Source organism: Streptomyces sp. NPDC031466 (assembly GCF_055581265.1).
In genome coordinates this window covers 1-26,336 of record NZ_JBVIJT010000001.1, presented here as the reverse complement: position 1 = coordinate 26,336, position 26,336 = coordinate 1, and the positions used below count along the sequence as shown (strand labels likewise).

Annotated in this window: 23 protein-coding genes and 2 pseudogenes; 17 read left to right on the top strand and 8 right to left on the bottom strand. The window is 69.2% G+C overall.

From position 1 onward, the window contains the following. Nucleotides 1–55: 55 nt before the first annotated feature. A complete protein-coding gene (locus tag ACZ5GP_RS00125; RefSeq protein WP_468748565.1) occupies nucleotides 56–214 on the top strand; it encodes a hypothetical protein in 159 nt (52 codons plus the stop codon). A 118-nt stretch (nucleotides 215–332) separates the two neighbouring features. Further along, nucleotides 333–579: pseudogene (locus ACZ5GP_RS00120) on the top strand (IS5/IS1182 family transposase); the annotation flags it as partial. Between the two features lie 22 nt (nucleotides 580–601). On the opposite strand, the gene ACZ5GP_RS00115 reads toward ACZ5GP_RS00120, so the two are convergent. Next, nucleotides 602–1,354: a TetR/AcrR family transcriptional regulator gene (locus ACZ5GP_RS00115; protein ID WP_468748564.1), complete on the bottom strand. Its 753-nt coding sequence runs from the start codon at nucleotides 1,352–1,354 to the stop codon at nucleotides 602–604. A 155-nt stretch (nucleotides 1,355–1,509) separates the two neighbouring features. Here ACZ5GP_RS00115 and ACZ5GP_RS00110 point away from each other — a divergent pair, with 155 nt between their 5' ends. The 3 genes and pseudogenes from ACZ5GP_RS00110 to ACZ5GP_RS00100 all read left to right on the top strand — a co-directional run. Further along, the gene (locus ACZ5GP_RS00110) at nucleotides 1,510–2,541 is read left to right on the top strand and encodes a medium chain dehydrogenase/reductase family protein (RefSeq protein WP_468748563.1); all 1,032 of its coding nucleotides are present in this window, start codon (nucleotides 1,510–1,512) and stop codon (nucleotides 2,539–2,541) included. 92 nt (nucleotides 2,542–2,633) lie between these two features. Further along, nucleotides 2,634–4,058 carry a carotenoid oxygenase family protein gene (locus ACZ5GP_RS00105; RefSeq protein ID WP_468748562.1) on the top strand — a complete coding sequence of 475 codons (1,425 nt, stop codon included), beginning with the start codon at nucleotides 2,634–2,636 and terminating at the stop codon, nucleotides 4,056–4,058. A 214-nt stretch (nucleotides 4,059–4,272) separates the two neighbouring features. After that, nucleotides 4,273–4,791, top strand: a pseudogene (locus ACZ5GP_RS00100) (SGNH/GDSL hydrolase family protein); the annotation flags it as partial. A gap of 294 nt (nucleotides 4,792–5,085) precedes the next feature. Here ACZ5GP_RS00100 and ACZ5GP_RS00095 read toward each other — a convergent pair. Beyond that, nucleotides 5,086–5,349, bottom strand: a complete 264-nt coding sequence (locus ACZ5GP_RS00095) for a hypothetical protein (RefSeq protein ID WP_468748561.1) — start codon at nucleotides 5,347–5,349, stop codon at nucleotides 5,086–5,088. A 788-nt stretch (nucleotides 5,350–6,137) separates the two neighbouring features. On the opposite strand from ACZ5GP_RS00095, the gene ACZ5GP_RS00090 reads away from it, so the two are divergent. Continuing rightward, nucleotides 6,138–6,707 (top strand): DUF4232 domain-containing protein, encoded by a 570-nt coding sequence (locus ACZ5GP_RS00090; protein WP_468748560.1) that lies wholly within the window; start codon nucleotides 6,138–6,140, stop codon nucleotides 6,705–6,707. Nucleotides 6,708–6,944: 237 nt separating this feature from the next. On the opposite strand, the gene ACZ5GP_RS00085 is transcribed toward ACZ5GP_RS00090, so the two are convergent. From ACZ5GP_RS00085 to ACZ5GP_RS00075, 3 genes are all read right to left on the bottom strand, one after another. After that, entirely contained in the window at nucleotides 6,945–7,463 is a 519-nt protein-coding gene (locus ACZ5GP_RS00085; protein WP_468748559.1) for a hypothetical protein, read from the bottom strand. 367 nt (nucleotides 7,464–7,830) lie between these two features. Further along, nucleotides 7,831–8,325 carry a DUF3237 domain-containing protein gene (locus ACZ5GP_RS00080; RefSeq protein WP_468748558.1) on the bottom strand — a complete coding sequence of 165 codons (495 nt, stop codon included), beginning with the start codon at nucleotides 8,323–8,325 and terminating at the stop codon, nucleotides 7,831–7,833. A gap of 6 nt (nucleotides 8,326–8,331) precedes the next feature. Next, entirely contained in the window at nucleotides 8,332–8,790 is a 459-nt protein-coding gene (locus ACZ5GP_RS00075; protein WP_468748557.1) for an ester cyclase, read from the bottom strand. Nucleotides 8,791–8,847: 57 nt separating this feature from the next. On the opposite strand from ACZ5GP_RS00075, the gene ACZ5GP_RS00070 reads away from it, so the two are divergent. The 7 genes from ACZ5GP_RS00070 to ACZ5GP_RS00040 all read left to right on the top strand — a co-directional run bounded on the left by ACZ5GP_RS00070 (nucleotide 8,848) and on the right by ACZ5GP_RS00040 (nucleotide 17,209). Further along, nucleotides 8,848–9,462: a TetR/AcrR family transcriptional regulator gene (locus ACZ5GP_RS00070; protein WP_468748556.1), complete on the top strand. Its 615-nt coding sequence runs from the start codon at nucleotides 8,848–8,850 to the stop codon at nucleotides 9,460–9,462. A 97-nt stretch (nucleotides 9,463–9,559) separates the two neighbouring features. After that, nucleotides 9,560–10,066, top strand: a complete 507-nt coding sequence (locus ACZ5GP_RS00065; protein WP_468748555.1) for a cadmium resistance transporter — start codon at nucleotides 9,560–9,562, stop codon at nucleotides 10,064–10,066. 567 nt (nucleotides 10,067–10,633) lie between these two features. Next, nucleotides 10,634–10,927 carry a hypothetical protein gene (locus ACZ5GP_RS00060; protein ID WP_468748554.1) on the top strand — a complete coding sequence of 98 codons (294 nt, stop codon included), beginning with the start codon at nucleotides 10,634–10,636 and terminating at the stop codon, nucleotides 10,925–10,927. A 1,170-nt stretch (nucleotides 10,928–12,097) separates the two neighbouring features. Then, nucleotides 12,098–13,435 carry an AAA family ATPase gene (locus ACZ5GP_RS00055; protein ID WP_468748553.1) on the top strand — a complete coding sequence of 446 codons (1,338 nt, stop codon included), beginning with the start codon at nucleotides 12,098–12,100 and terminating at the stop codon, nucleotides 13,433–13,435. Between the two features lie 81 nt (nucleotides 13,436–13,516). Continuing rightward, nucleotides 13,517–15,340, top strand: a complete 1,824-nt coding sequence (locus ACZ5GP_RS00050) for a transposase (RefSeq protein ID WP_468748552.1) — start codon at nucleotides 13,517–13,519, stop codon at nucleotides 15,338–15,340. Further along, complete coding sequence (locus ACZ5GP_RS00045) at nucleotides 15,340–16,083, top strand: AAA family ATPase (RefSeq protein WP_468748551.1); 744 nt, start codon at nucleotides 15,340–15,342, stop codon at nucleotides 16,081–16,083. The genes ACZ5GP_RS00050 and ACZ5GP_RS00045 overlap by 1 nt, the downstream gene beginning before the upstream one ends. A 46-nt stretch (nucleotides 16,084–16,129) precedes the next feature. After that, nucleotides 16,130–17,209: a hypothetical protein gene (locus ACZ5GP_RS00040; protein ID WP_468748550.1), complete on the top strand. Its 1,080-nt coding sequence runs from the start codon at nucleotides 16,130–16,132 to the stop codon at nucleotides 17,207–17,209. Nucleotides 17,210–17,242: 33 nt separating this feature from the next. On the opposite strand, the gene tpg is transcribed toward ACZ5GP_RS00040, so the two are convergent. Continuing rightward, nucleotides 17,243–17,800: a telomere-protecting terminal protein Tpg gene (gene tpg / locus ACZ5GP_RS00035; protein ID WP_366806463.1), complete on the bottom strand. Its 558-nt coding sequence runs from the start codon at nucleotides 17,798–17,800 to the stop codon at nucleotides 17,243–17,245. A gap of 488 nt (nucleotides 17,801–18,288) precedes the next feature. On the opposite strand from tpg, the gene ACZ5GP_RS00030 reads away from it, so the two are divergent. The 4 genes from ACZ5GP_RS00030 (at nucleotide 18,289) to ACZ5GP_RS00015 (ending at nucleotide 22,543) form a co-directional block, all read left to right on the top strand. Further along, nucleotides 18,289–18,723, top strand: coding sequence for a hypothetical protein (locus ACZ5GP_RS00030; RefSeq protein WP_468748549.1), 435 nt, complete (start codon nucleotides 18,289–18,291; stop codon nucleotides 18,721–18,723). Nucleotides 18,724–19,194: 471 nt separating this feature from the next. Then, nucleotides 19,195–20,229 carry an ABC-three component system protein gene (locus ACZ5GP_RS00025; RefSeq protein ID WP_362385333.1) on the top strand — a complete coding sequence of 345 codons (1,035 nt, stop codon included), beginning with the start codon at nucleotides 19,195–19,197 and terminating at the stop codon, nucleotides 20,227–20,229. Continuing rightward, nucleotides 20,226–20,705, top strand: a complete 480-nt coding sequence (locus ACZ5GP_RS00020; RefSeq protein ID WP_381677314.1) for an ABC-three component system middle component 2 — start codon at nucleotides 20,226–20,228, stop codon at nucleotides 20,703–20,705. Before ACZ5GP_RS00025 ends, ACZ5GP_RS00020 begins: the two co-directional genes overlap by 4 nt. Continuing rightward, on the top strand, nucleotides 20,702–22,543 hold the full coding sequence (locus tag ACZ5GP_RS00015; protein WP_468748548.1) for a hypothetical protein: 1,842 nt from the start codon (nucleotides 20,702–20,704) through the stop codon (nucleotides 22,541–22,543). Before ACZ5GP_RS00020 ends, ACZ5GP_RS00015 begins: the two co-directional genes overlap by 4 nt. A 39-nt stretch (nucleotides 22,544–22,582) precedes the next feature. On the opposite strand, the gene ACZ5GP_RS00010 is transcribed toward ACZ5GP_RS00015, so the two are convergent. After that, the gene (locus ACZ5GP_RS00010; RefSeq protein WP_468748547.1) at nucleotides 22,583–25,270 is read right to left on the bottom strand and encodes a helicase associated domain-containing protein; all 2,688 of its coding nucleotides are present in this window, start codon (nucleotides 25,268–25,270) and stop codon (nucleotides 22,583–22,585) included. 58 nt (nucleotides 25,271–25,328) lie between these two features. Then, nucleotides 25,329–25,892, bottom strand: a complete 564-nt coding sequence (locus ACZ5GP_RS00005; protein ID WP_468748546.1) for a hypothetical protein — start codon at nucleotides 25,890–25,892, stop codon at nucleotides 25,329–25,331. Between the last annotated feature and the right edge of the window lie 444 nt (nucleotides 25,893–26,336).

Below are 26,336 nucleotides of genomic sequence, written 5' to 3'. Positions count from 1 at the left end.
GATACGCCCCCAGCCTCGCGCTCATGTCCGGGCCCGCCCCTTGGTCGGCGACCGCGTGGCACGGTACGCCGGCCTCCTGGGCCAGGCCGACCGGGGCTTCGCCCGGTTCCTCGGTCAGCACGACGAGGAACCGGACGGAGGAGTCGACGGCGGCGAGGACCCCCAGCGGTCCCGCCGGCCACCCGCACGGTCCTGTACGACCCCGACGGCCTGATCGAAGCCGGGCTCCCGCCGGATAGCGAACCGTACGAGTGCCTCGGCAAGGCCGTCCTCGCGTGAACCGGACACGCTCGCGACACGCGACTACGAACAGATCGGCCCTCCAGCAGAGAGGACGGCCTCGCACCAGGCCGGACCTGGTCCTGGCAGCTGACCAGCGCCCACGGGCTACGTCGGGGTAACCGGGACGGCGGGCTACCGACTTTCGACCGTGAGACCCATAAGCAGCACAACACCGTCGAGCGGTGCATCAACCGCCTCAAGCAGTGGCGTGGCATCGCCACCCGCTACGAGAAGACCGCCACCGGCTACCTGGCCGGACTCCACATCGCGGGCATCTTCCTCTGGTCCGCCCAGTGATCCAAACGAATGGCCCTCCAGGTCAAGCCGGCGCGAGCAGTCCCTCCAGCTCCGCTTCGAAGAAGGCGTCCGCGTCGAAGCCCATCCCGGTGAAGTGGCCCGCCAGTTCGAGCGAGAGCACGCCGTGCAGTCGGGTCCAGAAGGAGAGGGCGCGGTGGAGCTGGGCGGGCGTGGCCGGATGCTCGCCCGCCCACTGCCCGTGCGCCTCGATGTGGCGGTCGAAGGGCTGGTCGTCGGCCTCGGCCGAGGTGCGGGCCGGGAGCTTCGCGCAGGCGTCGAGCAGTGCCGCCATGATCTCGGAGGCGATCCCGGTGACGTCGTCCGGGGCGTGGTAGCCGGGCACGGGAGTGCCGTAGACGAGGAAGTACCGGTGGGGGTCGGCTCGCGCCCACCGGCGCAGGGCGTGGGCGAGACTCGCGAGGTCGGCGCCGGAACCGACCTCGGCGCCGTCCTCGGCTCCGGCACGCACGGTGTCGGCGTCGGCGCGGAAGGTGTCGGCCAAGTTGCGGTAGGCGTCCCGGATGAGTTCGGTGATCAGCTCGTCACGGCTGCCGAAGTAACGGTAGAGCGCCGGTCCGCTCATCCCCATCCGCTTGGCGATCGCGTTCAGTGACAGCGCCGAGGCACCCGCGTCGGCGATCTGCTCCCACGCCCGCTCTTTGATCTCGGCCCGTACCTGTGCCCGGTACCGCTCGCGAGGCGAACCGGTACCGGGCGCGGTCCGCGTCCCCGCGCCTTTCCTCCCTGTCGTGCCCGTCCCGCCGGTCTCGGACATGCCGCCTCACCTGCTCTTCCCTTGCTTTGCTGCCTGCACCCCTGATGCCCCGACGCTTGAGTTAGAGGGTATCACTCACGCCCTTGACGGGCTCTTCCCGAAGTTATAGCTTCTAACAACAGCGATAAGCGCTACGCAGAGTTAGGGGTCGTAAAATGGTTGCTACGGAGCTGGTCGAGGTTGTGCTGCCGGGGCGGGTCGAGCCGGAGGGCCTGGAGTTGCGGCGCGGTCCCCTGCCGGCCGCGGGGGCCGGACAGGTAGTCGTCAAGATGGAGGCGACCGGCGTCTCCTTCGCCGAGCAGCAGATGCGGCGAGGCCGCTATTACGACCAGCCGCCGTTCCCGTTCGTCCCCGGCTACGACCTCGTCGGTACGGTGCTGACGGCCGGCCCCGGTGCCGCACCCTCGCTCGTCGGCAAGCGGGTCGCCGCGCTGACCAAGACCGGCGGCTGGGCCAGCCACGTTCTGCTCGACGCGGTGGACGTCGTCGAGGTGCCCGGGGGAGTGGGCGCCGCGGAGGCGGAGACCGCGGTGGTGAACGGCATCACCGCCTGGCAGATGCTGCACCGCAAGGCCCGGGTCCGTCCCGGCCAGACGGTGCTGGTGCACGGGGCGAACGGCGGGGTCGGCTCGCTGCTGGTCCAGCTGGCCCTCGCCGCCGGTGCGCGCGTGATCGGCACGGCGTCCGCCCGCCACCACGAGGCCCTGCGGCGGCTCGGCGTCCGGACGATCGACTACCGGACCGAGGATGTGCCGCGCCGGGTCGGGGAGTTGGCCCCGGGCGGTGTGGACGCGGTCTTCGACCATGTGGGCGGGCGCAGCGTCGTCGACTCGTGGGGGCTGCTCGCTCCGGGCGGCACGCTCGTCTCGTACGGCACCGCGGCAACCCGCGACGACACCGGGTCCAAGCAGTGGCCCGTGCTCAAGATCCTCGGCCGGGTGTGGCTGTGGAACGGCCTGCCCAACGGGCGTCACGCGTACTTCTTCAACGTCTGGGCGGGGCGCGCCTTCGGCAAGGACCGCTTCCGGGCCAGGCTGCGCGCCGACCTCGGCGAGGTGTTCGCCGCGCTCGAACGCGGCGAGATCACCGCGAGCGTCGCCGCCGAACTGCCCCTGGCCCGCGTCGCCGACGCCATGCGGCTCGCCGAGTCCGGCACGGTCAGCGGCAAGGTCATCCTCACCCCCTGACCGGCACCGACTGCCGACCGGACCTCACGCGCGGCAATCGGCGAACACGCGCCCCCAGCGGATCCATCCACGCCACAAGGAGAACCGAGGCGATGGCCGACACCAATACGGCCGCAGGTGCAGACGCAGACATCGGTACCGGAGCCGACACCAAGACCAGTACCGATACCGGCGCCGAGCACCACCAACTGCCCTACCTCACAGGCCATTCCGCCCCCGCCCCCGACGAGGTCACCGCATGGGGCCTGACCGTCCGAGGTGCCGTCCCGCCCGAGCTGTCGGGTCGCTACTTCCGCAACGGGCACAACCCCCGGCCCGGCCAGAAGCCCACCCACTGGTTCCGCGGTGCGGGCATGTTGCACGGTGTGCGTCTCAGCGGGGGCCGCGCCGAGTGGTACCGCAACCGCTGGGTCCGCACCCCCGCCCTGGAGGGTGCTCCGCTGGTCCGCGACGACGGCACCGTGGACCTCACCGCCAGCATCGCGGGCACCCACGTCATCGAGCACGCGGGCCGCATCCTCGCCCTGCAAGAGGCCAACCTGCCCTTCGAGGTGAGTCCCGAGCTCGACACGATCGGCGCGTACGACTTCCGGGGCAGACTCACGACCGCCATGACGGCACACCCCAAGGAGGACCCGGAGTCCGGCGAACTGCACTTCTTCGGCTACTCGCCCCTTGCGCCGTACCTGACGTACTACGTCGCAGACGCACAGGGGGAGTTGATCAGAAGCCGGGTCGTGCCCGGTGCGGGCCCCACTCTGATGCACGACTTCGGCCTCACCGCACACCACACCGTCTGGCTCGACCTGCCGGTCGTCTTCGACGCCGAGGAGCACTCCGGGATCCCGTACCGCTGGAGCGACACGTACCGGCCGCGGATCGGCGTGATGCCGCGCGGTGGATCCGCCGAGCCCGTCTGGTACCAGGTGGAGGCCGGCGCGATGCTTCATGTGACCAACGCCTACGAGGACGCGGCGGGAAGGATCGTCGTGGAGGGCCCCCGCTACGACCGGTCGTCCTGGGAAAGCAGCTGGAAGTGGTGGACCGGCGCCCCCGGTCACCCGCCCGTGCCCGACATCGGCTCGATGCGACACCGCTGGGTCCTGGACCCGGTCACCGGGACCGCCCGTGAGGAGCGGCTCGACTCCCTCGTCACAGAGTTCGCCACGATCAACGAGGCGTTGACCGGCTCGGCGCACCGCTACACGTACACCGTCGCCTTCCCCGGCGCGGGTCTGGAACGGTACGCGCTGGTCAAGTACGACGGGCTGACCGGGCAGCGGCAGATCGCGGACGCCGGGCCCGGGCGGATGTACGGCGAGCCGTACTTCGTACCGGCGGCCGAGGGGACGGCCGAGGACGACGGCTACCTCATGACCCTCGTCAGCGATCTCGCCCGGGACGCCTCCGAACTCCTCATCCTGAACGCACGAGACATCACCGGGCCACCGGTCGCCGCGGTCGAACTGCCGCGCCGCGTGCCGACGGGGATCCACGGCTCATTCCCCGACACCTGAGCCGCGAGCCACGTCTGGCGCCACCGTCCCCGGCCCTACGAGCGTCATTTCAGCGTCAAGACATCGCCTCCAGGAGGTCGTCCTCGACCGTCGTGTCATTGGCCGGGCAGGTGGGGATGAGTGAGAGGGGTGCACCTCGGATTACTCCCGGGCGTCGTTGCTTTCGCGGTCAGTAATGTTGTCCTCGAAGAGGATCGCGTGGACGCGTCGCAGCTTCACCGCCCGCGCGATGCGCGACACCCGCGCAGACCTGATCAGCCTCAAGCTCAGCATCAACGTCGTCAACGGGGACACCATGCGCCTGCGCGCTTTCGCCCCCGCCATTCACGGCTTCCTCGACACCATCCGAGAGGGCCACCCCGCAATACCTCTGCTCCTGGTCTCCCCTGTCCTGTGTCCGACCTACGAGAACACCCCCGGACCTCTCATGCCGGACCTCTCCGGCGGAACCCTGAAGTTCAAGGCCACCGGCGATCCGGTCGAGACCGCCGCAGGGCGGTTGACGCTCACGATCATCCGCGATGTCCTGGCCGACATCGTCGAGCAGCGGTCCGCCGAGGACCCGAACCTCCACTACCTCGACGGACTCGCCCTCTACGGCGAGAGCGACCACGACGAGTTCCCCCTACCGGACGCGATCCGCCCCGGCCCCGAAGGACATCGTCGCATCGGCGAGAACGTCGCCAAGCTCGTCTTCGCGAACAACGGGCCTTTCGCCATCACACCCGCTTGACCCAGAGACCCGTGACCGGCAGAGAGAGGGCGAAGGCTGGCCCCCGAGTTCCTCCTGACCGGCCTCGGGCGCATCCAGATGGCGCCTGTTTCCTAGGCCGTCGGGGCGGCATGAGCAAGGGAATTGCTTTGACGCCGCGTGACAACCCACCCCTCGACGTTCTTTAGGCCAGTCACCCCAACCGGCGACTTCCTCGCCCGGAGCGGCAAGCACGACACAAGTTCAGTTACTCCGGTCGACCGACGGCTACGGCGAATACGTGGCTAAGGAACATTCGGTCCTGTCAACCTCGCATCAGGAATCAGAAAGGAGCTTTTGGAGACGCCGCATCACGTCGACCTGGGCCGGATTGTAGAGATCGGCAATGGCTTTGCCGATGGTGCGATCGGCGTGCCGCCGGCCACGCGGGGCGTCCGAGGCGAGGTCGTGCAGCCCGGGATGCTTGACCCGGAGACCTCGGACGTACGGCACGAGACGCTCGGCAAGACTCTGGCGCCTGCTCGTCCGCATCGGCAGGAAGCTCGTCGAGTTCGCGTGCCACCAGCTGCGGCTGCTCATGGAGCAAGTCCGCGTAGGCGTCCATGCCATGGGGGCCGAGAACCCGGACTTCGTCTCCGCCGCCACACCGCTCCCCGTCGGGACCGCCGACGCCGGTTCCGAACCTGTGTGAGGCGCAGGCGACATCGCCACTCCGACCACCGGAAACATCCGTACCGGCCACACCGCCGCACCGCCTGCCTCACCCCGGTCCGGCTCCTCCCACACCCGCCCTTCGAGGGAAGCAGAGCCGGGACGGGCACTCGCACCACTGCTACGGAGGTACAGCAGCCGCCTCGCCGAGATCGCAGCCCGGCCTAACGCCACCGCCGGCCGCATCAGCCTCGCCCAGCTCCTCGCCCCTCCGCTCACTCGCGGCACAACGGGTTGGGTACGCCGTAGGCCGCCCTCCTGACCGTGATGTCGCCTCGACCAGGAGGGCGGCCCGCTGTCACGGTTGATACTCGGGGATCAGGACGGGTCGCCGTACTGAAGGCCGCGGCCGTCGGTGGCCCGGTACAGCGTCATCCGCTTCCAGTCCCGGACGACCGTCCGGATCGTCTGCATCTGCGGCTCCACCCGGTTCGTGCACCAGAGGCGTACGGTGAACGTGGCGCGCTGGAGGTGCTTCTGTCTGCCCCTGAGGGCCATCTGTACGGGTGCAGCCTGTCGTCACCGTTCTGTCACAAGAGTCGCCGCACGGAACCCTGCCGCGCTCCCGCCCTATCTGCACTCACGTACCACGCGTACCGCGGGGCAACAGCCAACGACCGAAACCCGCGGACGAGACGACTCAGGGGGACAACAACATGCGTCACAGCAACGGCATTCGCAGGGCGGCTCTGGCGACGACGGCGGTCACGGCCGTCGCGGCGGCGGTGACCGGCGTCCTGCCCGGCACCGCCATGGCGGCGAGCACCACCACTTCCACCCCGCCGCCCGCCTGTCGCACTTCCGCTCTTCAGGTCAGCGCCTGGCAGGCCGCCCACCCGCCCGTCGGGACCGGGACCGGGGCGGCGGTCGTGCAGTTCACCAACGTCTCCGGGAGGACGTGCGTCGTGAAGGGCCACCCGACGGTCGCGGGCGCCGGCAACGGCTCCCCCTCCCACAACACCCCGCTCAAGGTCACCCCCACCGGCAGGGCGACCACCGTGACGGTCCGGCCGCACGGCAAGGCATGGGTGAAGCTGACCTTCGTCCAGGTCCAGGGCGAGGGCGACGGCTACTGCAAGTCGGGCAAGACCCCGAAGGCGTATCCGACGATGGTCATCGGGCTGGCACACTCCGGGAAGCACCAGGTCGCCCTGAACGACGGGGTGTGGGCCGAGTGCGACGACAAGGTGACCGTCACCCCGGTCTCGGCGGTCAAGCCTTCCTGACCCCCCGTCCCCACAAACCGAGCAGCCTGCATGACGATCGCAAGGCTCTGACCTACACGTGCACCAGGAACCGCACATAAGGGCAGGTCAGTGACTCAGCGCACCTTCGGTGCGCTGAGTCACTGCGGTGCGCTGCGACAAGAGCGCCGGCTTCCCGGCGGGGGTGGGGCGGTGGTGGGTTTCGGCGAGGTGGTCCAGACGGATCGCTTCGAGGCGTGAGGGTTCGAAGGGTCCCGATCAGGACTGGGGCAGGGTCGCGGTGGCCTTGTGTCCGGCCTCGACCTGGGAGATGCGCTGGGCGAACATGGTCGCCCCCTGGGTGAGCATTGGCTCGGCCTCACCGCCCTCCACGACGGTTGTGGCGACTACGGTGCCGACCCGCATGGTGAGGTACACGCCCTGCAGGCCGCCTGCCGACTTGGAGTAGGCCATGCTCTCGTTGCCGATGGTGGGCTTCGACAACGCGGGGTACTGTCCGGCTTCGCGCTTCATTCCTTCCCTGGCGTCCTGCCGGGTGGTGTAGGTCGTCAGGTGAAAGTTGACGTAGTACGTGTCGTCGCCGCCGAGGGCGTACTTGGCGCGGCCGAACCACTTGCCCTTGCACTCCTGCACGCTGGGACAGTCGAGGTGGCCGTCCGCAGTAGTGACGAAGGCGCCGATGCCCTGCAGACCGCCCATGGCCCCGGGGTCCGGGAGAGCATCTTCGGCCTGCTTCTTCTGGCTCAGCACCGTGGCCGAGTCCGCCTGCTTGTGCACCGGTCCGTCAGAAGAGCCCCCCTGCCCGCCACTTGCCCCGGATGTCTCAGCACCGTTACCCCCGCACGCCGTCAAAGCGGCGCACAACGCCCCGGCCACCGCTGCGGCCCTCAAGCGTCGCCGTACCGAACGACTCGTTCCCACCATGGTCCACCTCGTAACCGATCAACAAAGCACACAGATAATAGAGTTGCCGCCACCGCGCACCGCGCGGATGAGCTGGGGCAGGTTGCCGAGTGATCCGGACGGTTCCTGCCCGTTCCTTCGCAGGTTCGGCGAGGTGCCGTGGTGGGCGCATGGCCCGTGCCCAGGATTTGTGGGCTGACTCTCCGGCCGCCATTCGCCGCCTGCGTCGTGCTGGTGCGTCCTACAGGAGCTGGGAGACCCGGTACCCGATCCCGCCCTCGATCAGATACCCCGTAGTCACGCAGACCACGTCGTTGAGCCACGCGTAGCGCCCGGAGCCCGTCTCGAAGAGCGGGTTCGTGCGGAAGTAGTAGCGCGCGGGGTCGACGAGGTGGCGCCGCTCGGGGTCCGCCACCGCCGCCCGCGCCTCCGGCGGGGTGACCCATCGCCCGCCGTACGTCATGTGCACGAGGTCGCCGTCGTGGGTGCGCAGAGGCAGCCGGACGTCGAGCGCGAGCACGCCGTCCGGCCGGAACAGGCCCCAGTCGCCCCCTACGGCCAGCACGTCGCCCCGGATCCGTGGGCCCTCGAACGTGCCACCCGCCGAGCCGAAGAACATCCGTCGGCCCAGCGGTCCAGGCCCGATGTCGAGCCGCGGATCCAGGTCGACGACCATGTCGAAGAGGTGGACGGTACGGGGTTCGGCGACGTCTTTCACGCGCGGATCGAGTGCCATGCCCACTCACCTTCCGTCCGTGAACAAGGTGGCCCTGACGGCGTCAGTCGAGACCGCCGACTGCGCGCACAGCTCCGCCAGATCGAAGCAGAACCGCTCGCTCGCGATCAGGCCCTCCTGGAACCCGAAGCGGATGAAGACGGGCAGCTCGGCGCGCCGCCCGTTCGGTCGCACCCCGAACCGTTCGCCGGTCATGGTCATCCGCACTGTTCCCCAGCACGCCAGCACGTCGTCGCCGATCGCGTGGCCCTCCAGCGTGACCTCGTAATCGGGGAACGACGTGAAGAAGTGGGTCAGTGCCTTCTCGTTGGCGTCGAGGCCGCGCGCCAGCGTGCCGAAGGCCGGAGCAGTCAGGGTCATGTCGGGGTGGAAGCAGCGCATGGCGGCGGGTACGTCCTGCCGGTTCTTGGCGGCGGCGAGGGCGTGCGCCAGTTGTAGCGCCCGTAAGGCGTTCTCTGGGGTCATGAACAAAACGTATGGCCGTACGTACGTTTTCAGCAAGAGGTCTGGCAAGATACAGGCATGAGCGACAACGCCACCGGACTTCAGAGGGCCGCGGAGCGCACCGCCGATCGGCGACTGCTGCGCGGGGCGCGTTCACGGCGGGCGATCCTGCGACAGGCCGTCGACGTGGCCTCTCTCGAGGGCCTGGACGGGCTCAGCTTCGGCGTCCTTGCCACCGGCTTCGGCATGAGTAAGAGCGGTGTCCAGACCCTCTTCGGGACGAAAGAAAATCTTCAGGTCGCCACGGTCGAGTGTGCAGGTGGCATCTTCGAGGAGGCCGTCGTCCATCCCGCACACACCGCGCCCCACGGCGCTCCGCGTCTGCGCGCGCTGGTCGATGCGTGGATCGTCTACGCCTCCGCCCCCCTCTTCCCGGGCGGCTGCTTCTGGGCGGCGAACCAGGCTGCCTTCGACAGCCGCCCCGGCCCCGTCCATGACGCGCTCTTTGCGGGCCGGCGCGGCTGGCGCACGCTCCTGGCCGACGAACTCCGTCACGCCGACGCGGCGGACGCCGAACTGGCGGCCTTCCAGCTCGATGCGGTCCTTCTCGCCGCGAACACCGCGCTGCGGTGCGGGGACCGAGAGGCAGTGGAGCAGGTGCGCAGAGTGACCGAGAACCTCCTGCAAGACTGAGCACGAAAGAGGAGAGTCCGAGGCCCAGCCGCCCGTCGTCATGACCAAGGCGCATGGCTCTTGACCTACGGCCCACCACGGGGGAGAGCACCCACTCGTGAACCTGGGCATCATCGGGCAGGCGGCCGGGCTGTTCGCCGTGACCAACATCGACGACATCCTGATCCTGTCGCTGTTCTTCGCCCAGGGAGCCGGGCACCGCAGCTCCACCCGCCCGATCGTGCTGGGCCAGTACCTGGGCTTCGTCGCGATCCTCGCCGTGGCGGTGGCCGCCGCGTTCGGCGCCACCTTCCTGCCCGAGTCCGCCATCCCTTACCTCGGCCTGCTCACCCTCATTGGGCGGCGCCTTCGGTCTGTGACGTGGCCAGCAGGCGCCCGCCTCGCCATGTCAGAGGCCCGCGCCGCGCATCGGCGCACCGCCCAAGAGGCTGCCGAGCAGCTGGCCCGCGTATTGAAGACCCGCCTGCTCACGGGGCGTCAGATCGTTGGGCCCGTCGGTGGGGACGGCGGTCGCGGTGCCCGCCGTGAGGCAGACCGCGGCGGAGAGGCTGGCGAGGACAACGGCGAGACGACGGAGCACGGGAGTTCCTTGGCTGGTGGATGAGCCGGCGTGCGGCTGGACGCCTACCACTCTCGCCAATCCACGACGCCCGACGCGGGAGGCGGGGCTGAGGGGTGCCCCGATCGGCTGAGCGCACTGCACTCGTAGCGCGCGGGTATGGGGAAGGTCTCCTCTGCGACCGGGCGCTGCGGGCGTAGTCCTCATGGCACGACTTTTGTCACCTGTGTCCGCAGTCCTCGTTTGGGCGCAGGTGACTGTGTGGGTAGTTCCAGGGTGTGCACGATCGCGTCGATGGCTTCTCGCTGGGCTGCCTCGCGGGGGTCAGCGCGGCTTGTGGTCGGCATATTGTGGGCTTTCTCCTGGATGCCGTCCGGTCGATGAATAGAAACTCATAGTCTGCCAGTCGGTTCTCAGGCACTGCCCTCTGAGTCCAGAGTCTATCCCTCATACAAAGTGAAGCATGCCAGTGCAGTGCTTCGCCTCACCCTCCCTCTCAACCTCACCGGGCACATGCTGCTCCCTGTCCGGTTCTTCAAAGCTCGGGCAGTCCTCTCATTCTTTGTGCCAGGTGGCCCGGTGGAGAGTGTGAATGCGGGTACAGGGGCTGGCATGGCACCGAAGACTGAACAGCTCATGTCCCTGCGGGCCGTACGCCAGCTGCGCAGGACCCGCGTCTTTTACACAGGAGGTGTCCTGCTGTGGGCGGCCACCGCCCTGTGGACGGGATGGAATCATCCCGGGAGCCGCCAGATGTGGGTCTCCCTGCTCTTCCTGACGGTTTTCACCGGTCTGCTCGCCGCCACCTCCGTGTGGCTGCACCGTCTCCAGACGGGAGCTGGACACAAGCCGGCACATCATGCCGCACCCCGGCGGGCCATCGCCCCCGGCCACGTAAACGCCTGACCCCACCCCGACCTACTCCCACAGCCAGCCAGCCTGTTCCGCGTTAGCGGGCCAGGGACTGAAGGCGCAGCCGGAAGTCCCGTGCCGGGGGAGCGCAGCGGACCCGGCACACCCCTGTGAGTGGGGGTGTTGGTGGCATTGGGTGGGTGTCAGCGGGACAGGGTGCTGGGTGCCTGGTCATGGGGATAGTTGCGGGCGGGCCCGCTGTCATGAGGTGACCAAGCGGCTGCTGTTTTCCGGCTGGTGTGGGGTGGGTCGGCTGTCGTGGGGGTGGCTGTTCCTGTGGTTTGAAGGACAACGGTAGGGATGCCCGCGAGACTCGGAGTCGGCAGTGGACTGGCGAGGGGGCTCCGGTGAGGACACCTGACGGGCTGGATGAGTTTCGTTGGCGGTGGATGCTTCTTCGCCGTCCGAGGACGGAGTGGTTCTTCCTGCTGCATGCCGCGACGGGGCCTGCTGGTTTTCAGGATGTCCGCGTCTACGGCCGTGACGGGATATCCGATGCGCGGCTGGTGTGGAAGGTCTGTCATCAGTGCGAGCGGGGCGTCATTTCGAAAATCTCGCTCTCCCCGGAAGTACAGCGGCAAGGTCTCGGCACACGTCTCGTCGACAGGGCGCTTCTGGACGGTCCCGGATATCGCTGGACGACCAGCAGTCAGTCGCCGGATGGTCGGGCGTTCTTCTGGCCGATGACGGCGCGTACGGGCGCCGAGTTCGCGGCGGGAGCCCGGACATGCGAGCACATCTTGGAGAGTCGACCCGGACGTCATAGGCCAGTACTGGACCGGCGCCTGCACCGGGCGCGTCGCTGACTGCCGGCGCCTCACCTCTGACTGGGGAAGAGTCGCTGGCGCGCCTTCTTGTCGAGGGGCCGTTTGACCGGCCGGGCGTGAGGCTCGCTGAGCCAGGATGGCAGTCGCCGCCACTGCCGGCACGCAGGTGCCTTCGTAGGTGGGGCCAGGGTCAATACAGGGCGATGTCGGCGGAGCGGGGTGCTGACGGTAGTCCACGGGGCCGGGGCGTGGAACTGGTCGCTGTCGTGGGGTGACCGGGTGGCTGTCACGGTGTGGCTAGCAGATCGCGGTCCGGCTGTGTTGGGTTTGCCGGTCTTCGTATGAAGGGGGTGGCTGGGGCGGTGGGGTTGGCCCTGTGACGGTTTCTCAGGCCCCGGTGGGGGAGGCGGCGTTGCCGGGTTCGGCCGTTCTGGCGGTGGCCGGGCGGGTGGAGCGGGCCGTGGTGGTACGGCGGCTGCTGGCAGTGGACCGGGGGGAGGGCGGTCTGTCGTCGTTGCACGTGCGGATCGCGGCCGGTTTGGCGGGGGTGACGGAGCGGACGGTGTGGCGGTGGCTGGCCGAGGGGCGCGAGGGGCGGGTGGAGGGGCGGCCACGGCAGGGCGGGTTCGTGGTGGGTGACGCTTTGTGGGATGTGCTGACGCAGGTGGGCGGGAACGTCGCCGAGCTGCGCCGCAGGATGCTCCGGGCGCAGGACGAGGGCGGGCTGGAGCACTGGGAGGCGGAGTTTGTGCCGTCGTTGGCGACGCTGCACCGTGCTGTGAAGGACGAGTTGCGGGCGGGCCGGGTGCTTCAGGTCGCGCGTGCGGCGTCGGGCCTGGTGGAGCCGAGCCGGTACGACCGGGCGCTGGCCGAACTCGGCTTCGCAGATGGTGCGAACGGTCCGCCGGTCGTGGACGGCCCGGATACCGAGCTGTCCGGCACGGGCGGTGAACAGCGGCCCGGCGCGGTGAAGACCGCTTCGCGTCCCCGGGTGTCGGGTGGGGTGCGCCTGTACGCGCCGGGGGCGCGGCTGGTGTCGACGCGGCAGGTGGCCGGGGTGGTGGAGGCGGTGGGGCACACGGTCGCCGCGCGGGGGATCGGCTGTGTGTACGGGGACACGGGGCTGGGGAAGACGGTCGCGGTCGAGCAGGCTCTGCATCTGCTGCCCGGCCGGGTGCCGGTGTGGCGGGCGGTGGTGGGGGTCGGGCCCGGGCTGCCGCAGGTGCGGGCCGCGTTGTGCGAGGCGCTGGGGCTGCCGTCGGGGTCGCTGACGCACCGTGCCGGGCCGGCCGACCAGGCGCTGGTGGAGGCGCTGGCCGAGCCGGGTGTGCTGTTTCTCGACGACGCGCAGCGTCTGTCGCCGCCGGTGCTGGACTATCTGCGGCAGCTGTGGGACTCGCCGGGCTGTGCGGCTGCCCTGGTCTTGTGCGGGGCGGGCAGTGAGCGGGCGCTGGCTCGGGCAGCGGCGATGCGTTCCCGGGTTCTGACCTGGCATCAGGTCAGCCGTCTCGACGCGGAGGACGTGCCGCGGACGCTGGGCCTGTTCCACCCGGTGTGGGAGGACGCTGATCCGGCCGGCCTAGTGCGGGCGGATGAGCAGACCGCCCGCGGCAACTTCCGTACCTGGGCGAAGATCACCTCGCATGTCTGTGCAGCCCGGGGCCGCGACCCCGGTGCGGGTGTGGGGCGGGACGCGATCGACCAGGCCTGTGCCCGGCTCGGCCCGTACTCATGACGGCCCCTCCCACGTGCCCTGGGCACACCGGTTCCGACGGCAGAGACCTCGCCCCGTTTGGCGAGGAGAAGGAACGGCGCGATGACGGACAGCGGACCGCAGGACACCAACGGCGGCCACGGCGTTGACGCGGGAGGGCAGTGGCTGCCGCCGCCGGGGGATCCGGCGGGTGTGCTCGGGAAGCAGTCGCTGGTTGCGCTGCGGGCGCCTGCGGTGCGCCGCCTGCTGGCGCTGAGGGCCCGGGGCGGTCTTTCTCGGCAGCACGTGCGGCTGGCGGGGGAGTGCCTGGGGGCGTCAGAGCGCACGGTGTGGCGGTGGCTGGCCGAGGCGTCCCAGAGCCCGGCGGCGGCTGCGCATCCCGGAGCCCGCCGCACCGGCAGGTTCGAGATCACCGCGGAGATCCGGGTGCTGCTGGCGTACTGGCACGGCAACGCCTCCGCAGTCCACCGCCAGCTCGTGGAGCGCGCCGCAGCCGAGGCCGGGGGCCCACGAGCGCAAACGTCCGGCACTGCCGTGTCCGCCCCGCCCGGCCTGGTGGCTGTGCCGGGCGGGGCAGCCCTGTCGCAGGTGCCGCTGCTGGATCCGGTCCCGTCCCTGTCAACGTTCCTGCGCGCGCTGCGCCGCGACCTGACGGCGGGGGAGCGCGCCGGTCTCGCCAGCGGACCGGAGGCAGCACGCGCCCATGACGTGTTCGGCAAGCGGCCGGCGTCCTGGCGCAACCACGCCTGGGAGACCGATCACGTTCAGGCCCCTTTGCTGGTCGACGCCGACGGCGACCTGGTGCGCCCGTGGATCACCTGGTTCATCGACACCGCCACCAAAGTCATCACCGGTACCGCTGTCACCCCGGGCCATCCCTCCCGCGCGTCGGTACTGGCCGCCTTGCGCGCCGCAGTGGTGCGGGACGATCCCTACGGCCCGGCCGGGGGAGTGCCGGAGCTCGTGAGGATGGACCGGGGCAAGGACTTCCTGTCGGCCGCCGTCACCACCGCGCTCGGTGCGATGGGCGTGACGGTCAAGGACCTGCCCGCCTACAGCCCGCATCTGAAGGGCACGGTGGAGAGCCTCAACCGGGCTGCGGACCGGATGCTGTTCGCCGCTCTGCCCGGCTACACCACCGCTCCCACCGGGCCGCGCTCGGAGCGGCGCGGACGCACCGCGGGGGCGGTGTCCGCCCTGTCGTTCCAGGACTTCACCACGGAGGTCCTGGCGTGGACGAACTGGTGGAACACCGCGCACCGCCCGAAAGCCCTGTCAGGCCGTACGCCGCTGGAGGCGTGGCAGGCCGATCCGACCCCTGTCACCGACATCCCCGCCGCCGACCTGTGGGCCTTCACCCTCGAGGACGACGGCCGGCCCCGGAAACTGACCAGCCACGGCGTGAGCTGGCGCGGCCGCACCTACACCGCCGCGTGGATGACCGGCCAGGCCGGCCGCCAGGTTCGCGTGCGCTACATGCCCCACCATGACCACGAGATCGAGGTCTGCGACGCCCGTGGCCGCCACCTCGGCCCGGCGCACCTCGCGGACGCGGCCACCCCCGAGCAACTGCAGGCCCTGCGCGAGGCACGCGCGGAGCGCGCCCGGCGCCTGCGCGCCGACGCGAAGGCCGCCGAACGCCTGCGCCGCCAGAGATTCGCCCCCACCACCAGCGCGGAGCCCGCCCAGCGGCTGGGATCCGTCACGGCCGCCCAGGCCGAGCGTGAACTCGCCGCCGCCGACTACACCGACGTCGCACGGCTGGCACTGCCCGACCTGATCCCGCCCGCCCCGCCTCCGGCGCACTGGCGCACCCCGCCCGCCCTGGCGGCCGGCACAGCGCCACCCCCGCCGGCCCCCGGCCCAGCCGACCCATCGGCGGACGTTGCGCCGGAGCCCAACTCCCGACCCGCAGGAGACGCCTGATGACCGCGGCCACCTACCAGTACGTCGACCTGCCGGACGCCTCCGTGGTCACCACCCGTGCACTGCTGGCCGCCCGGGAGAACATCACCGACACAGTCGCCGCGCGGGCCATGATGTGCATCCACGGCGGCGCCGGCTTCGGCAAGACCCTTGCCGTCAACACGTGCCTGCGGGAACTCGAACCCAGTGAGGACGTCCGCCGGGTCACCTTCCGGGCCCGGCCCACCGCCCGCGCGGTGCGCTACGAGCTGTTCACCGCGCTCGACCTGGCCGGTGAACCACCGCGCCACCCCAGTGAATTCGACCGTCTGCTGAAGACCGCCCTGGCCGAACGCCCCCGTACCTTCCTCGTTGACGAGGCCCAGTGGCTCAACGGGGAGGCGTTCGAGTACTTCCGCTACCTGTGGGACGAGCCTTCCACCCAGCTCGCGATCATCTTCGTCGGCGGGGAGGGCTGCCATACCGTGCTGCGTCGCGAACCGATGCTGTCCTCCCGCATCTTCATCTGGCAGCACTTCACCCGCCTCACCCCCAGCGAGGTCCTCGACGTCATCCCGCTGTTCCACCCCATCTGGGCCGATGCCGACCCCGAGGACATCGCCTTCGCCGACAGCCACGCCGCGCACGGCAACTTCCGCGCCTGGGCCCAGATGACCGCGCACACCAGCACCGCACTGGCCCGCACTGGCCGTCCCCGCGTTGATCAGGAGCTGCTGCGGTGGGCCTTCAGCCGCCTCGCCTGACCACCGCACCGCCATGCCGCTCGCCGCGCCACCGTCGCCTGTCACCGTGGTCATCGACCGCGATGACCACGTCATCCACACCCACACCGCCCTGGCCGCCCACCACCTGCCGTCCGGCCGGATCACCCTGCACCCCGGCCCGGGCACCACCAGCGAAACCGGCCTTGCCCACGACCTTCTCGTCGCCCTGGGTAAACCGCCCCTGCTCCCGGGGCGTTTCCCTGCCGGTCGTCAGCCCGCATGGGAAGCCGCCACGGCCTGGGTGACCGCCCTGCGCGTCTCCCGGTTGACCGTCCTGCGCGCCCACCGCCTCACCACCGGCCGCGCGATGCGCCTGCTGCAGCTACATGCCCTGACCGGTGTCCACCTGACCTTGGTCTGCCACCGCCCGCACCTTCCCGCCGCTCTGCACCAGGTCCTGCGGACGGTCGACTACTCCGTCACCGCCGACTTCGAGGCTGCTCGCCGCCACTACTACGGCACGCCTGTCACCGAACCCCCGCCTGCAGACGAGCCCGCCGGACCCGCTGACCGGTGGCTTACCCTGCCCGCACTGGACCGCCTCGTCTCCTACGACAGCCCCCGTCCCTGCGCCGCCCCGTGCATGCCACCGCCGATCGCCTGGCGGCACCGCCCACCGCCCGCGCCTGTCACCGCGCCCACCGCCCAGCGAATCGCCTACCGCCTGCACACGGCGACCGCACATCCTCGCCTCGCCGCAGCCGTCGCCGCCGCGCTGTTCACCGGCGCCTCCCTCCAACAACTCGCCACCGCCCGCCCCCGCGACTACGACACCGCCGCGGCCACGCTCGCCCTGCACGACCGCGCCCGCTACACCGACGGCTGCGCCGCCCACCCCATACCGCCCTGGGCCAGCGTCTTCCTGCGGGCCGCCGTCTGCTTCACCCGGCTCGTCTCCCACGAGGACCAGGAACTGCTTGCCGCACCAGGTGACCGTGCGCACCTGCTGCGCGTGGCGGAGACGGCCAGGCTGCGCCCGCCCCAGCCGCCCGCGGCCCGCCGCAAAGGCCCGGCCGGCCGTGTGGAGTGGGACTGGCGCGAGCGGCAGGAAGCCGAGCAGTACGAAGCCATGCCGGCCAGTCGCGTCAGGCCCTCGCGACGCTGAACCCCCTGACGCATTTCGCTCGAAGGGGCAGGCTCAACCGATCGAGAAGTCGGCGAACTCGACGTCGCTGAAAGCGATGTGCAGACCGTGGGCCCGGCGGCCCCATTCGCGGAAGTAGGCGTGTCCCAGCGCGCGGGCGAGGATCACCGTCTGCTGCTGCTCGCCCGCGCCGGCATCCCGGGCGGCGAACAGCTCCCGGGCTACCTCTCCCGGCAGGTCCTGGGTGATCCACCGCACCCGCGGATCGTCAGAGGAGCCTGCAGGAGCCGCGAACCCGAATCGCGCCCTGGTATGGAAGACGAAGCCCTCCGCCTCTGCCTGGGCGCGTCGACGGGCCCGTATTCGGGGCTGCCACCGGGCCAGGACCGCTTCCTCGATCGCCTGCACCTGCAGCGGACCCGGCGGACGACGCGCTCCTGGCTTCTTCGTCACCCACCGCTGCACGGTGCGCTGCGACACCTCCAGCACGGTGGCGACCTGCCGAGTGGAACCACCGTGTGATGCCAGCAGAAACCGCAGGCGGGCCTCGGTGCTTGCAGGAACGGGCCGGGTGCGTAACGCGCGCTCCAACCCCTGCTCGATCTGTCCCACATCCGCCTCTCGAAGCGGCCAGCCGCCAGGGCAGGCATCTGCAGTCCGTCGTGTCAGTTCTCCCACGTCGCCTGCCCCTGCCTGCCCGTTCTTGCATTCTCGGGACAGCGCTGGCTGCCGCAAGATATGAGCCCTTGGACGAGCACCGGCGACAAGCCGACGGCACGGGTCACGACGGAGTCGCCAGCGTCCCGGTGCTGTCCTTCGGCACGCACATGAGCCATCGATCCGTACGCGGACAGCGCCACCGCCCTGGTCGCCCGCATCTCCGGCGAGGGCGAGGAGCCGGCGGCCGAGCCGGTATCCTGCCCGCGGGGCTGACGCCCTGGGCTTCGCCGACGCCCACACCGCATCCGGACACCCACACTGCCCGGACCACTGGTAGAAGGTCTTCCGGGATCGACGGACCGCTTGACGAGCACCTTGAGGATCCATCGAGCCGGGGTTGCCGTGTGGGGGCGAGGACCCGGTGCCGAGAGGACCCGTCCATGACCAAGCGCACCACCGAGCAGCAGCGCGCCCGCGAACTCCAGCGCACCGCACGCGAGCAGGGCACAAACGTCAGCTACCACGAAGCCCTCAACTGGGTACGTGATGCCGCCGAGTCGCAGGCCAAGTTTCCGGGCAAAATCGCCGTCCCTGTGCCGCACGATCACTGCGTCATGCTCTTCGAGGCGGACACGGACCCCGAGTACATCCGCAACGCGATCACGCCGCTTTCCGCAGCCGAAGTCGAGCTCCGTAATGAACTCCTCCAGCGGAGGAACGCTCTGATGGACGACCACACCAAGGCGGAGATCATTGCCATGATCCTCAGGAGGTGGCGCTATCCGGGCGAGAATCTCGCACGCTGCACAGAGCGCCCCTCGGTGACCGGCGTCGTCTTGGCGGAGGCCCGGATGACCATCCCGCGCCGCCGGTAGCCGGCCCTTGGGTATCCGCTGCAACATCCGAAGCGTGTTGCACCCCTGACCTGCACAAACGCCGACCAACGGTCGGGCTGGGCACGTGCGATGTCCTCGACACCACCCTCGTCCAGCCGGCCTCGTCGCGGAGATCAGCGCTCACATGTCCGTCGACACCGCGGCGGGGTCTACCTGTATCCGACCCTGCGCCTGGACGTGGCTGCCGGGTTCGGCGCGGCCCGGCCGCGGCCGCAGGGTGATCGACTACACCAACTCCAAGGGGCGAGGCTGCCCAGGCGCCTTCCTGACGGACCATGCGAGGTGATATCACTACCGTGAGTGATCTTGCGTGGCAGTAGGGGCCGGGGGTGGGCTGTGGCAGGGAGGCTTGAGCCGGGAAGGGATGGAGCCCGGCCGGTATTCGAGGGCTTTCCGGAGCCCAAATCGCCAGAGGTCGTCGTGCTTGCGCCGCCGACCCAGAGCGCTCCCTTGCCCACGCCTCAGGTGTACCTGCAATACATCTACGACGCTGACGACTGGGAGGACTTCACCGTCGAGTGGGTCCACCAGTTCGGTACGTGGTCTGGTCGTCCCTACGTCCGAGTTCAGCGGATGGGTGGGGCCGGCGACCGCGGAGCGGACGTCGCAGCCTGTCTCTCCGAGCAAGGCACCGCAGGCGAGTGGCACTGCTACCAGTGCAAGCACTACCTCAAGCCGCTCGGGCAATCAGACGCCTTCCCAGAGATGGTGAAGATCTTCGTCGCGAAGATCCTCGGCACGTACGAGCTGCCCACGCGCTATGTCTTCGTCGCACCAAAGATTGGCACGGGACTCGAACGACTCCTGCTCAACCCGCCCCAGCTGAAGGACGAGTTCTTCGCGGCGTGGGACGACAAGGACTCCAAGCTCGGGACCAAGCCCAAGCTCACCCCGGAGATGCGTACAGCTGTGGGCGCGCTGGCGCAGGCGACGGACTTCTCGATGTTCGAGGCCCGGAACCTCGACGAGATTCTCGAACTGCACGCTGCGACCCCCCACCACGTTAGGCGCTTCCCACAACCGCTTAAGCAGCGCCCTGCCGCCGATCCGGCCCCACCTGACCAGGCACCACACGAAGCCGTCTACGTCCGCAAGCTGCTGGACGCCTACAACGCGAAGCACGGCCTCGCCTTGGAGACGCTGCAACAGGCCCGCGACCATGCGAAAGTCAGCGGCCATCTCTTCCGCCAGCGTGCCGCCTTCTTCCACGCCGAGTCGCTGTGGCGTTTCGCGCAGGAGAGTGTCCCGGAAGCGACCTACACCGCGATCGAGACCGACCTGTACGACGCCGTGATCGAGATCGAAGACCGCGACCATGGCAGCGGCTACGCACGGCTGGAAGCCGTACTGGACGCGGCTGTCGCCCACACACCGAACCCGGCGAACATCCTCGCCCCCGTGGTGAAGGTCATCGACCTCAAGGGCATGTGCCATCGTCTGGCCAACGACGACCGGCTGACCTGGTGCAAAGAGGAGACCCCGTGACCCCCCTCAACGGCCCCGTGGAGGCCGGGATGCGCGCTCTGGTCCTCCTGGCAGAGACCTTCCCCCGCCGCCTGGACGTCGCCCAGCTCGTCTACCTGGACCACGCCATGCTCCACAGCGGCGACCTCGACCACGGCCCCGCCAGTCTCCACCCCGACCTCCCCGCCGGCCCCGGCGAGCTCGGCCTGCGCCGACGCCTCATCGAACAGGGCCTCATGGTCCTGCTACGCGCCGGCCTCGCCGACATGACGACCACCGACCACGGCTTCATGTACGGGGCCACAGACGAGGCAGCGAGCTTCCTCAACGCCCTGGAAGCTCCCTATGTCGGGCAGCTCATCGAACGGGCTGACTGGCTCACCAGCACCTACATGCATGAAGGAACGGACGTCCGCGAGGGCATGAAGCAGATCACCCAGCGCTGGTCTGACCGTATCCACGTGAGCCCCGGCGACCTGGGAGAGGACGTCCTGTGATCAGACTGACGCTCGTCCACCTGACCTTCCTCGGCATGGATAAGCCTCCGGCGGCAGTGGAATTCAGTCCCGGCCTGACGGTCATCTACGGAGCCTCGGACACGGGCAAGTCCTACGTCGAAGAGGCCGTGGACTACATGCTGGGCGCCAGCGAACTCAAGTCGATCCCGGAGGACGACGGCTACACCCGCATTCTCCTCGGCCTACGGGTGAGCGACGGTCGCAGCCTCACTCTGTCCCGCGCGATCGGCGGCGACACCATCGAGGTGTTCAACCACGATCTCCGAGAGATGCCATCGGAGCCAGCGGACGAGACTCTCAAGTTCAAGCACAACGCCAAGTCGAAGAAAAACATCTCCCGCTACCTGCTGACCGTCCTGGGAATCGACGGCCAGCGGATCCTCCAGAGCGGCCGCGGCAACGTGCTGCCGCTGAACTTTCGGGACCTCGCGCGCCTGGCCGTCGTCAACGACACACGCATGGCAGATCAGCACTCTCCGGTACTGGGCACCCGGAATCCCCTGAACGAAACCAGGGAGAAGTCGGTCTTCAAACTCCTCCTCAGCGGAGAGGAAGAGCCGGAACGCCCTGCAGCGCCAAGCAATCTGGAGAAGCAGTTCGGCAAGGGGAAGATCGCGGTCATCGACCACCTGATCGACGAGAACCGCGGAAAGCTCACGATGGAGGCAAACCAGTCGCAACTGCGGGAGCAACTCGACCGCCTGCAGGCGGCCCTCGGCGAGGTGACCACCGCCGCCGTCGAACTTGCTGAAATCCGCACCAGCCTTCTCCGTGACCGCCGGGGCCTGGAAGAAATCAACCTTGCGGCCCAGCAGCGGGGCGACGAGGTCGAGCAGCTGCTCGCACGATTCGCTCTGCTGAAAGAGCAGTACGAGTCAGACTTGGCCCGGCTCCAGATGGTCGGTGAAGCCGGAACCCTACTGGGCTACTTCCAGACCGGGACCTGCGTCTTCTGCGGCGCCGAGCCCCAACACCAGCACCCGGAGCACCACCTCGCCGAGAGCACCCAGCTGGCAGCGTCTGTATCTGCCGAGACGCGTAAGACAACAGATCTGCTCAGCGACCTGCTCCTCATGATCGAGGACTTGGAAGAGCAGGCAGCGGACATTGAATCGGCCCGCGCTGCCCGACACGAAGAGCTCACACACAACGCTGCGGAGCTCCGCGCACTCGATCAACGGATGCAACCTGTCGACACGGACGCCACCGAACTACTGAACGCCCGCTCACGGGTCGAAAAAGAGCTGGCCCTGCACGCTCAGATCGAGCAGCTCGAAGACCTCAAGGCATCGCTGTCCACCGTGGCTCCCGCTCCGCCGACTGCCCGTCCCGACGGCATCCCCGCCGCCGACGTCGCCGACTTCGAGCGCATGATCCATGAGACCTTGGAAGCCTGGCATGTTCCGGGGGGCAACCGCGTCCGCTACGACCCAACGACTGCCGAGCTCTCCGTTGACGGACAGCCGCGAAAGAGCCGCGGCAGGGGCATGCGATCCATCCTCCACGCCGCCTTCGCCGTATCACTTGCGCGCCGGAACACAGCCCGCGACCTGATCCACCCGGGCTTCGTCGTGCTCGACACTCCGGTCCTCACCTACCGCCGGCCCGAAGACCCGCACGAAGACCGTCCCGAGCTGATGACCGCCGACGTCGCCGAGAACTTCTACCGCGACCTCCTGGAGAATCCGCCGGGCCAGGTCATCGTGATCGAGAACCCGACACCGCCAGCGAGCATCAGAGGGCGTGCCACCGTCCACGCATTCAGCGTGGACGGTTCGGAACGCCAAGGATTCTTCCCACCCCGAGAAAGGCAGTGAGCACCAGCCGCCCACCACGGACAGCCGGACGTGCCTCGGTCAGGCCCAGTCCACCCCCAGCTTGGTGAGGGCGGCGAGCTGGTCGGCGGTGAGCTTGTCGCGCCGGCTCTTGGTGTTCGAGACCCACACGCCCAGCTTCACCACCACCGGCTCCACCTCGCCCTCGACCGCGATCTCCTCCCCGTGGGCGCGCGGCACCGGCCGGCCCGCACCTTCCCGTTCGACCCACTGCGCAAGGGCCGCCAGGCCCCGCTGGAACGCCTGCTGCGCCTTGCTCGGCCCCTTCGCCGCACGGTCGGCTGCCGGGGCCGGTGGCGGCGCCTGGGCGGGTTCCACGCCCAGCGCGGTCAGCCGCTCTTGCTGCTCGGGCAGGAGCCGCGCCCAGGTGGCTGGCTGCTTCTGCTGCTGGAGCCACCGGCCGATGTCGTCGCCGTCCATGAGGACGCCTGGGGCGATGTCGGGCAGCTGGCCGTCAGCGTCGACCAGGTCCGCGAGGACGCGGTAGTGCCGCTGCCAGTCCAGCGGCCACGGGCAGTCCCAGTCCGGGTCGATCGCGGTGAGCTGCGCCGCGCGCACGGCGGCCCGCTCCGGGTCCTTGCCCAGGCCGTTCTTCGCGCCCTTCCGCCGGAGGTTGGCCATGTGCTGGCCGACCGGGACGAGGCCCTCGGCTTCGCTCTCACCCCAGACGGCGTCCTGACGGGGGGCGAGGTGGCCTGTGGCCTGCCGGTACGACCGCAGCGCGGCGAGCTTGTTCTCCCATGCCTCCTCGCCCGGCTCCCAGACCATCCCGGCCTCCGGCGCGTCCAGGAGGATCTTGCGTCGCTCCTCCAGCTCCCCGGCCCGCAGCGCCTTGCGCTGCTGGTGGACCCAGCGTCCGAGGGGGAAGTCCTTGGTGACGCCGACCTCGACCTCAACGTCATAGGGCACGGCGTAGACGCCGGTGATCTCGTTCTCCTTCCGCCACCGGAGCAGGGCCTGGTAGCCCTCCAGCCACACCAGCGACTCCGGCCGGTAGACCCGGGTGCGCAGGAAGGCCGCGATGGTCGACGCGTCGCGCGGGCTGGAGAAGTGGAGCAGGGCCGACTCGGCGGCGGCGTCGGTGTCGTCCTGCTCCTGCTCCTGCTCCTGGTCCTCGCCGTCACCGCCGGCCCCGACGATCCGCCCGTCCTCGTCACGCCGGACGTGGACCTTGCGCTTGCCGCTGGTGAGGGCGCGGGAGGCGAGCTGTTCGACCAGGCGCTCATCATGACTGCGGAGCCCCTGGAGGACCGCCACAAGGGGGCGGAACGAGGCGCTGGCGACCATGTCGGTCGGGTCCTCGCCGGGCTCCAGGAAGACGGGCACGATGATGCGCGCGACCTTGGTGGAGCCGTCGCGGTTGAGCCGGAGTGCGCGGCCGATGTTCTGCACGATCTCCACCTGCGAGCCGCGGGTGTCGGCGAAGCAGACGGCCTCGACTCCCCGTTCGCCGGTGATGTCGACGCCTTCTCCGAGCACGCGAACGCTGGCGAGGAAGGCGCGGTGGACCCGGCGCCCGGCGGCGTCGATGCCGTTGGCGAACTGCCGCAGTACCTCGCGCCGCTCGGTCACGAGGTGGTCGCCGCACAGCCATGCCGACCACACCCGGTCCGGGGGTACGTGGCGGTCGGTCTCCAGCTCGTAGAACTCCGCGTCGATGGACGACTTCGGCAGCTTGTCGGCGGCGGCCAGGTCGGCGTCGGAGGCGTCGTTCAGGTACAGCTCGGCAGCCGTCTCGGGCAGCTTGTCCGCGAACGCGCGGGCCTCTTCGACCTTCTGGTGGAACGTCATGACCGTCCGGAGGTTGTACGCGGCGGCGTGCTCCAGGAGCGCGGTCTGCAACAGGGCCAGGCGCCGGCCCCGCTGCGCCTCCTCCGATTCCCCGAGGACCGGGGAGGGGTCGCGGATCTCCAGGACGTCGATCTCGAATCCGGCAAGGATTTCGCGCTCGATGGCCTCGCTCAGACCGAGCTCCGCGAGCCACGCGCCGTAGGTGCCGTCCGGGTCATCGGCCATGGTCGCGATCTCCGCCTCCTGGCCGTCCGCGCCCTTCTGCGGCCGGGGCGCGGCGAGGATGCGCGGGGTCGCGGTCAGGTAGAGCCGGAAGTCCGCCGGGATCCGCTGGTTGTCGTGGATCGCCGCCCACGGCCGCCCAAGATCACCAGCGGTTCCGTGGGCCTCATCCACGATCGCGAGGTCGAACGGGTCCATCTGCTGCCCGTAGAGGCGCTCTCCGCCCGCCAGAGCGGCCTCCAGCGGCCCGCGAACCTTCCGCTGGCCCACGGGAGCGTCGATGTCCTCCCGGTCCACGAGAGAGGCGTACGTGGCGAACACGATGACCGGCCCGTGCCCGGCCCACAAGGCGAGCTGGATCGGGTTGGTGGTGGTGCGCACCCCCAGCTCGTTCAGCACCGCGTCGTTCTCCAGCGAGCACACCGCGACCATTGGAGCCCGATGGCCCACTAGGCGCCACGCCTGGGCGGTCTGCGCGAGCAGGTCCAGGGTCGGCACGGTCACGAGGATCCGGCCGTCCGCGAAGCTCTCCAGCGCGCACGCGGCGGCGGTGATCGTCTTGCCCGAACCGGTCGCTGACACGATCGTGCCCCGGGCACCCTGCGGGGGCACAGATGACCTTGCAGGGAATCCCACCCACTTGCGAAAAGCTAATTTCTGATCAACCTGATGGCTTTTGAGCAAAACCGCAGACATATACCGGCCTTTTCTGGATCCTCTTCCAAGCAACTTTCTGGTACGGATCCCATAACATCTAAGGCGTTATGGGACTTTCCAGCTCTTCCCGACATAGGCGCAGGAGTAAGCCTAGGTTGGTGCTCAACTCTGATCGAGCATCGGCATACGCCTGCTTTTCTGCCTCGCGCATAGCATCAGATGACCCGGCAACACTCGCCAGGGCCTCCGCAAGCCTGCTACTGCAGTTACCCACCACGAGGCCCTGATCCTGAACAGCGGTAGGACCAAATAGACAGAGCTCTTCAACTGCAGCCATTAACTCCAAATATAGGTCAGTTTCTTTGCTGAAACCGGCCGAAAGAATGCCGTCCTCAAGTGGTGAACTCGAAGGGTCAAGCGCCCGTAGCACCTTATTGAATAAGGTAACCTCATGCATTCTAAAACTAATGACTGCATGGATCAGGCGACCGTAAACTAGACGACGCTCTTGACGTAACCAGTGCATGTGTTCGTTCTTCGCCCCACCAATCACCTGATTCCTGGAACCGCGATAGCTGGCCCATCCGCCAACTCCAGCGCCGATAACAGCAGCAGCGAACCCAATAATGGCAGCGTAAAAAGCAGCTACACCTGAATCCATGTCGCCTCCTCAGCGAGTTTGCCTTCTTGTAATTACTTTTCGGCCACCTCGGCGTGTCGATCCCATGACCGAAGGGCAGGTGCCCCGTGTTTCCGCCAACGGTACATGCGCATCAACCTGATGCATGCGCTACGCTGGAACTCACACGAACGAGCGACCCCGCCCCTCGCAGCCAGCCTGGCTCGCGCTAGCGGGCCCCAACGGTTCTGGAGGCGCAGCCGGAAGGACCGCCAGGCGGGGAGTGCAGCGGATCCGCTGGCCAGGCTGGAGCGAAGCGGAAGCCCGGCGTAGCGGACGGCCCGTCATCCTGCTTGCGCAGCAAGCAGGATGTGCGGGTGGCGCAGCCACCCGCTCCGCGCTCCCGCGGAGCGGGAGCGCAACACCCGCGCGCAGCGCGGGTGTTCGCTTGCACATCGCGCAGCGATGTGGTACCCGCTCCGCGGG

Bases quoted from the DNA above. Each gene is read 5' to 3' on its own strand.
- ACZ5GP_RS00095 (WP_468748561.1), bottom strand. From the start codon at position 5,349: ATGAGCAGCCGCAGCTGGTGGCACGCGAACTCGACGAGCTTCCTGCCG.
- ACZ5GP_RS00105 (WP_468748562.1), top strand. From the start codon at position 2,634: ATGGCCGACACCAATACGGCCGCAGGTGCAGACGCAGACATCGGTACC.
- ACZ5GP_RS00115 (WP_468748564.1), bottom strand. From the start codon at position 1,354: ATGTCCGAGACCGGCGGGACGGGCACGACAGGGAGGAAAGGCGCGGGG.
- ACZ5GP_RS00090 (WP_468748560.1), top strand. From the start codon at position 6,138: ATGCGTCACAGCAACGGCATTCGCAGGGCGGCTCTGGCGACGACGGCG.
- ACZ5GP_RS00060 (WP_468748554.1), top strand. From the start codon at position 10,634: ATGGCACCGAAGACTGAACAGCTCATGTCCCTGCGGGCCGTACGCCAG.
- ACZ5GP_RS00045 (WP_468748551.1), top strand. From the start codon at position 15,340: ATGACCGCGGCCACCTACCAGTACGTCGACCTGCCGGACGCCTCCGTG.
- ACZ5GP_RS00030 (WP_468748549.1), top strand. From the start codon at position 18,289: ATGACCAAGCGCACCACCGAGCAGCAGCGCGCCCGCGAACTCCAGCGC.
- ACZ5GP_RS00070 (WP_468748556.1), top strand. From the start codon at position 8,848: ATGAGCGACAACGCCACCGGACTTCAGAGGGCCGCGGAGCGCACCGCC.
- ACZ5GP_RS00005 (WP_468748546.1), bottom strand. From the start codon at position 25,892: ATGGATTCAGGTGTAGCTGCTTTTTACGCTGCCATTATTGGGTTCGCT.
- ACZ5GP_RS00080 (WP_468748558.1), bottom strand. From the start codon at position 8,325: ATGGCACTCGATCCGCGCGTGAAAGACGTCGCCGAACCCCGTACCGTC.
- ACZ5GP_RS00075 (WP_468748557.1), bottom strand. From the start codon at position 8,790: ATGACCCCAGAGAACGCCTTACGGGCGCTACAACTGGCGCACGCCCTC.
- ACZ5GP_RS00010 (WP_468748547.1), bottom strand. From the start codon at position 25,270: ATGTCTGCGGTTTTGCTCAAAAGCCATCAGGTTGATCAGAAATTAGCT.
- ACZ5GP_RS00110 (WP_468748563.1), top strand. From the start codon at position 1,510: ATGGTTGCTACGGAGCTGGTCGAGGTTGTGCTGCCGGGGCGGGTCGAG.
- ACZ5GP_RS00050 (WP_468748552.1), top strand. From the start codon at position 13,517: ATGACGGACAGCGGACCGCAGGACACCAACGGCGGCCACGGCGTTGAC.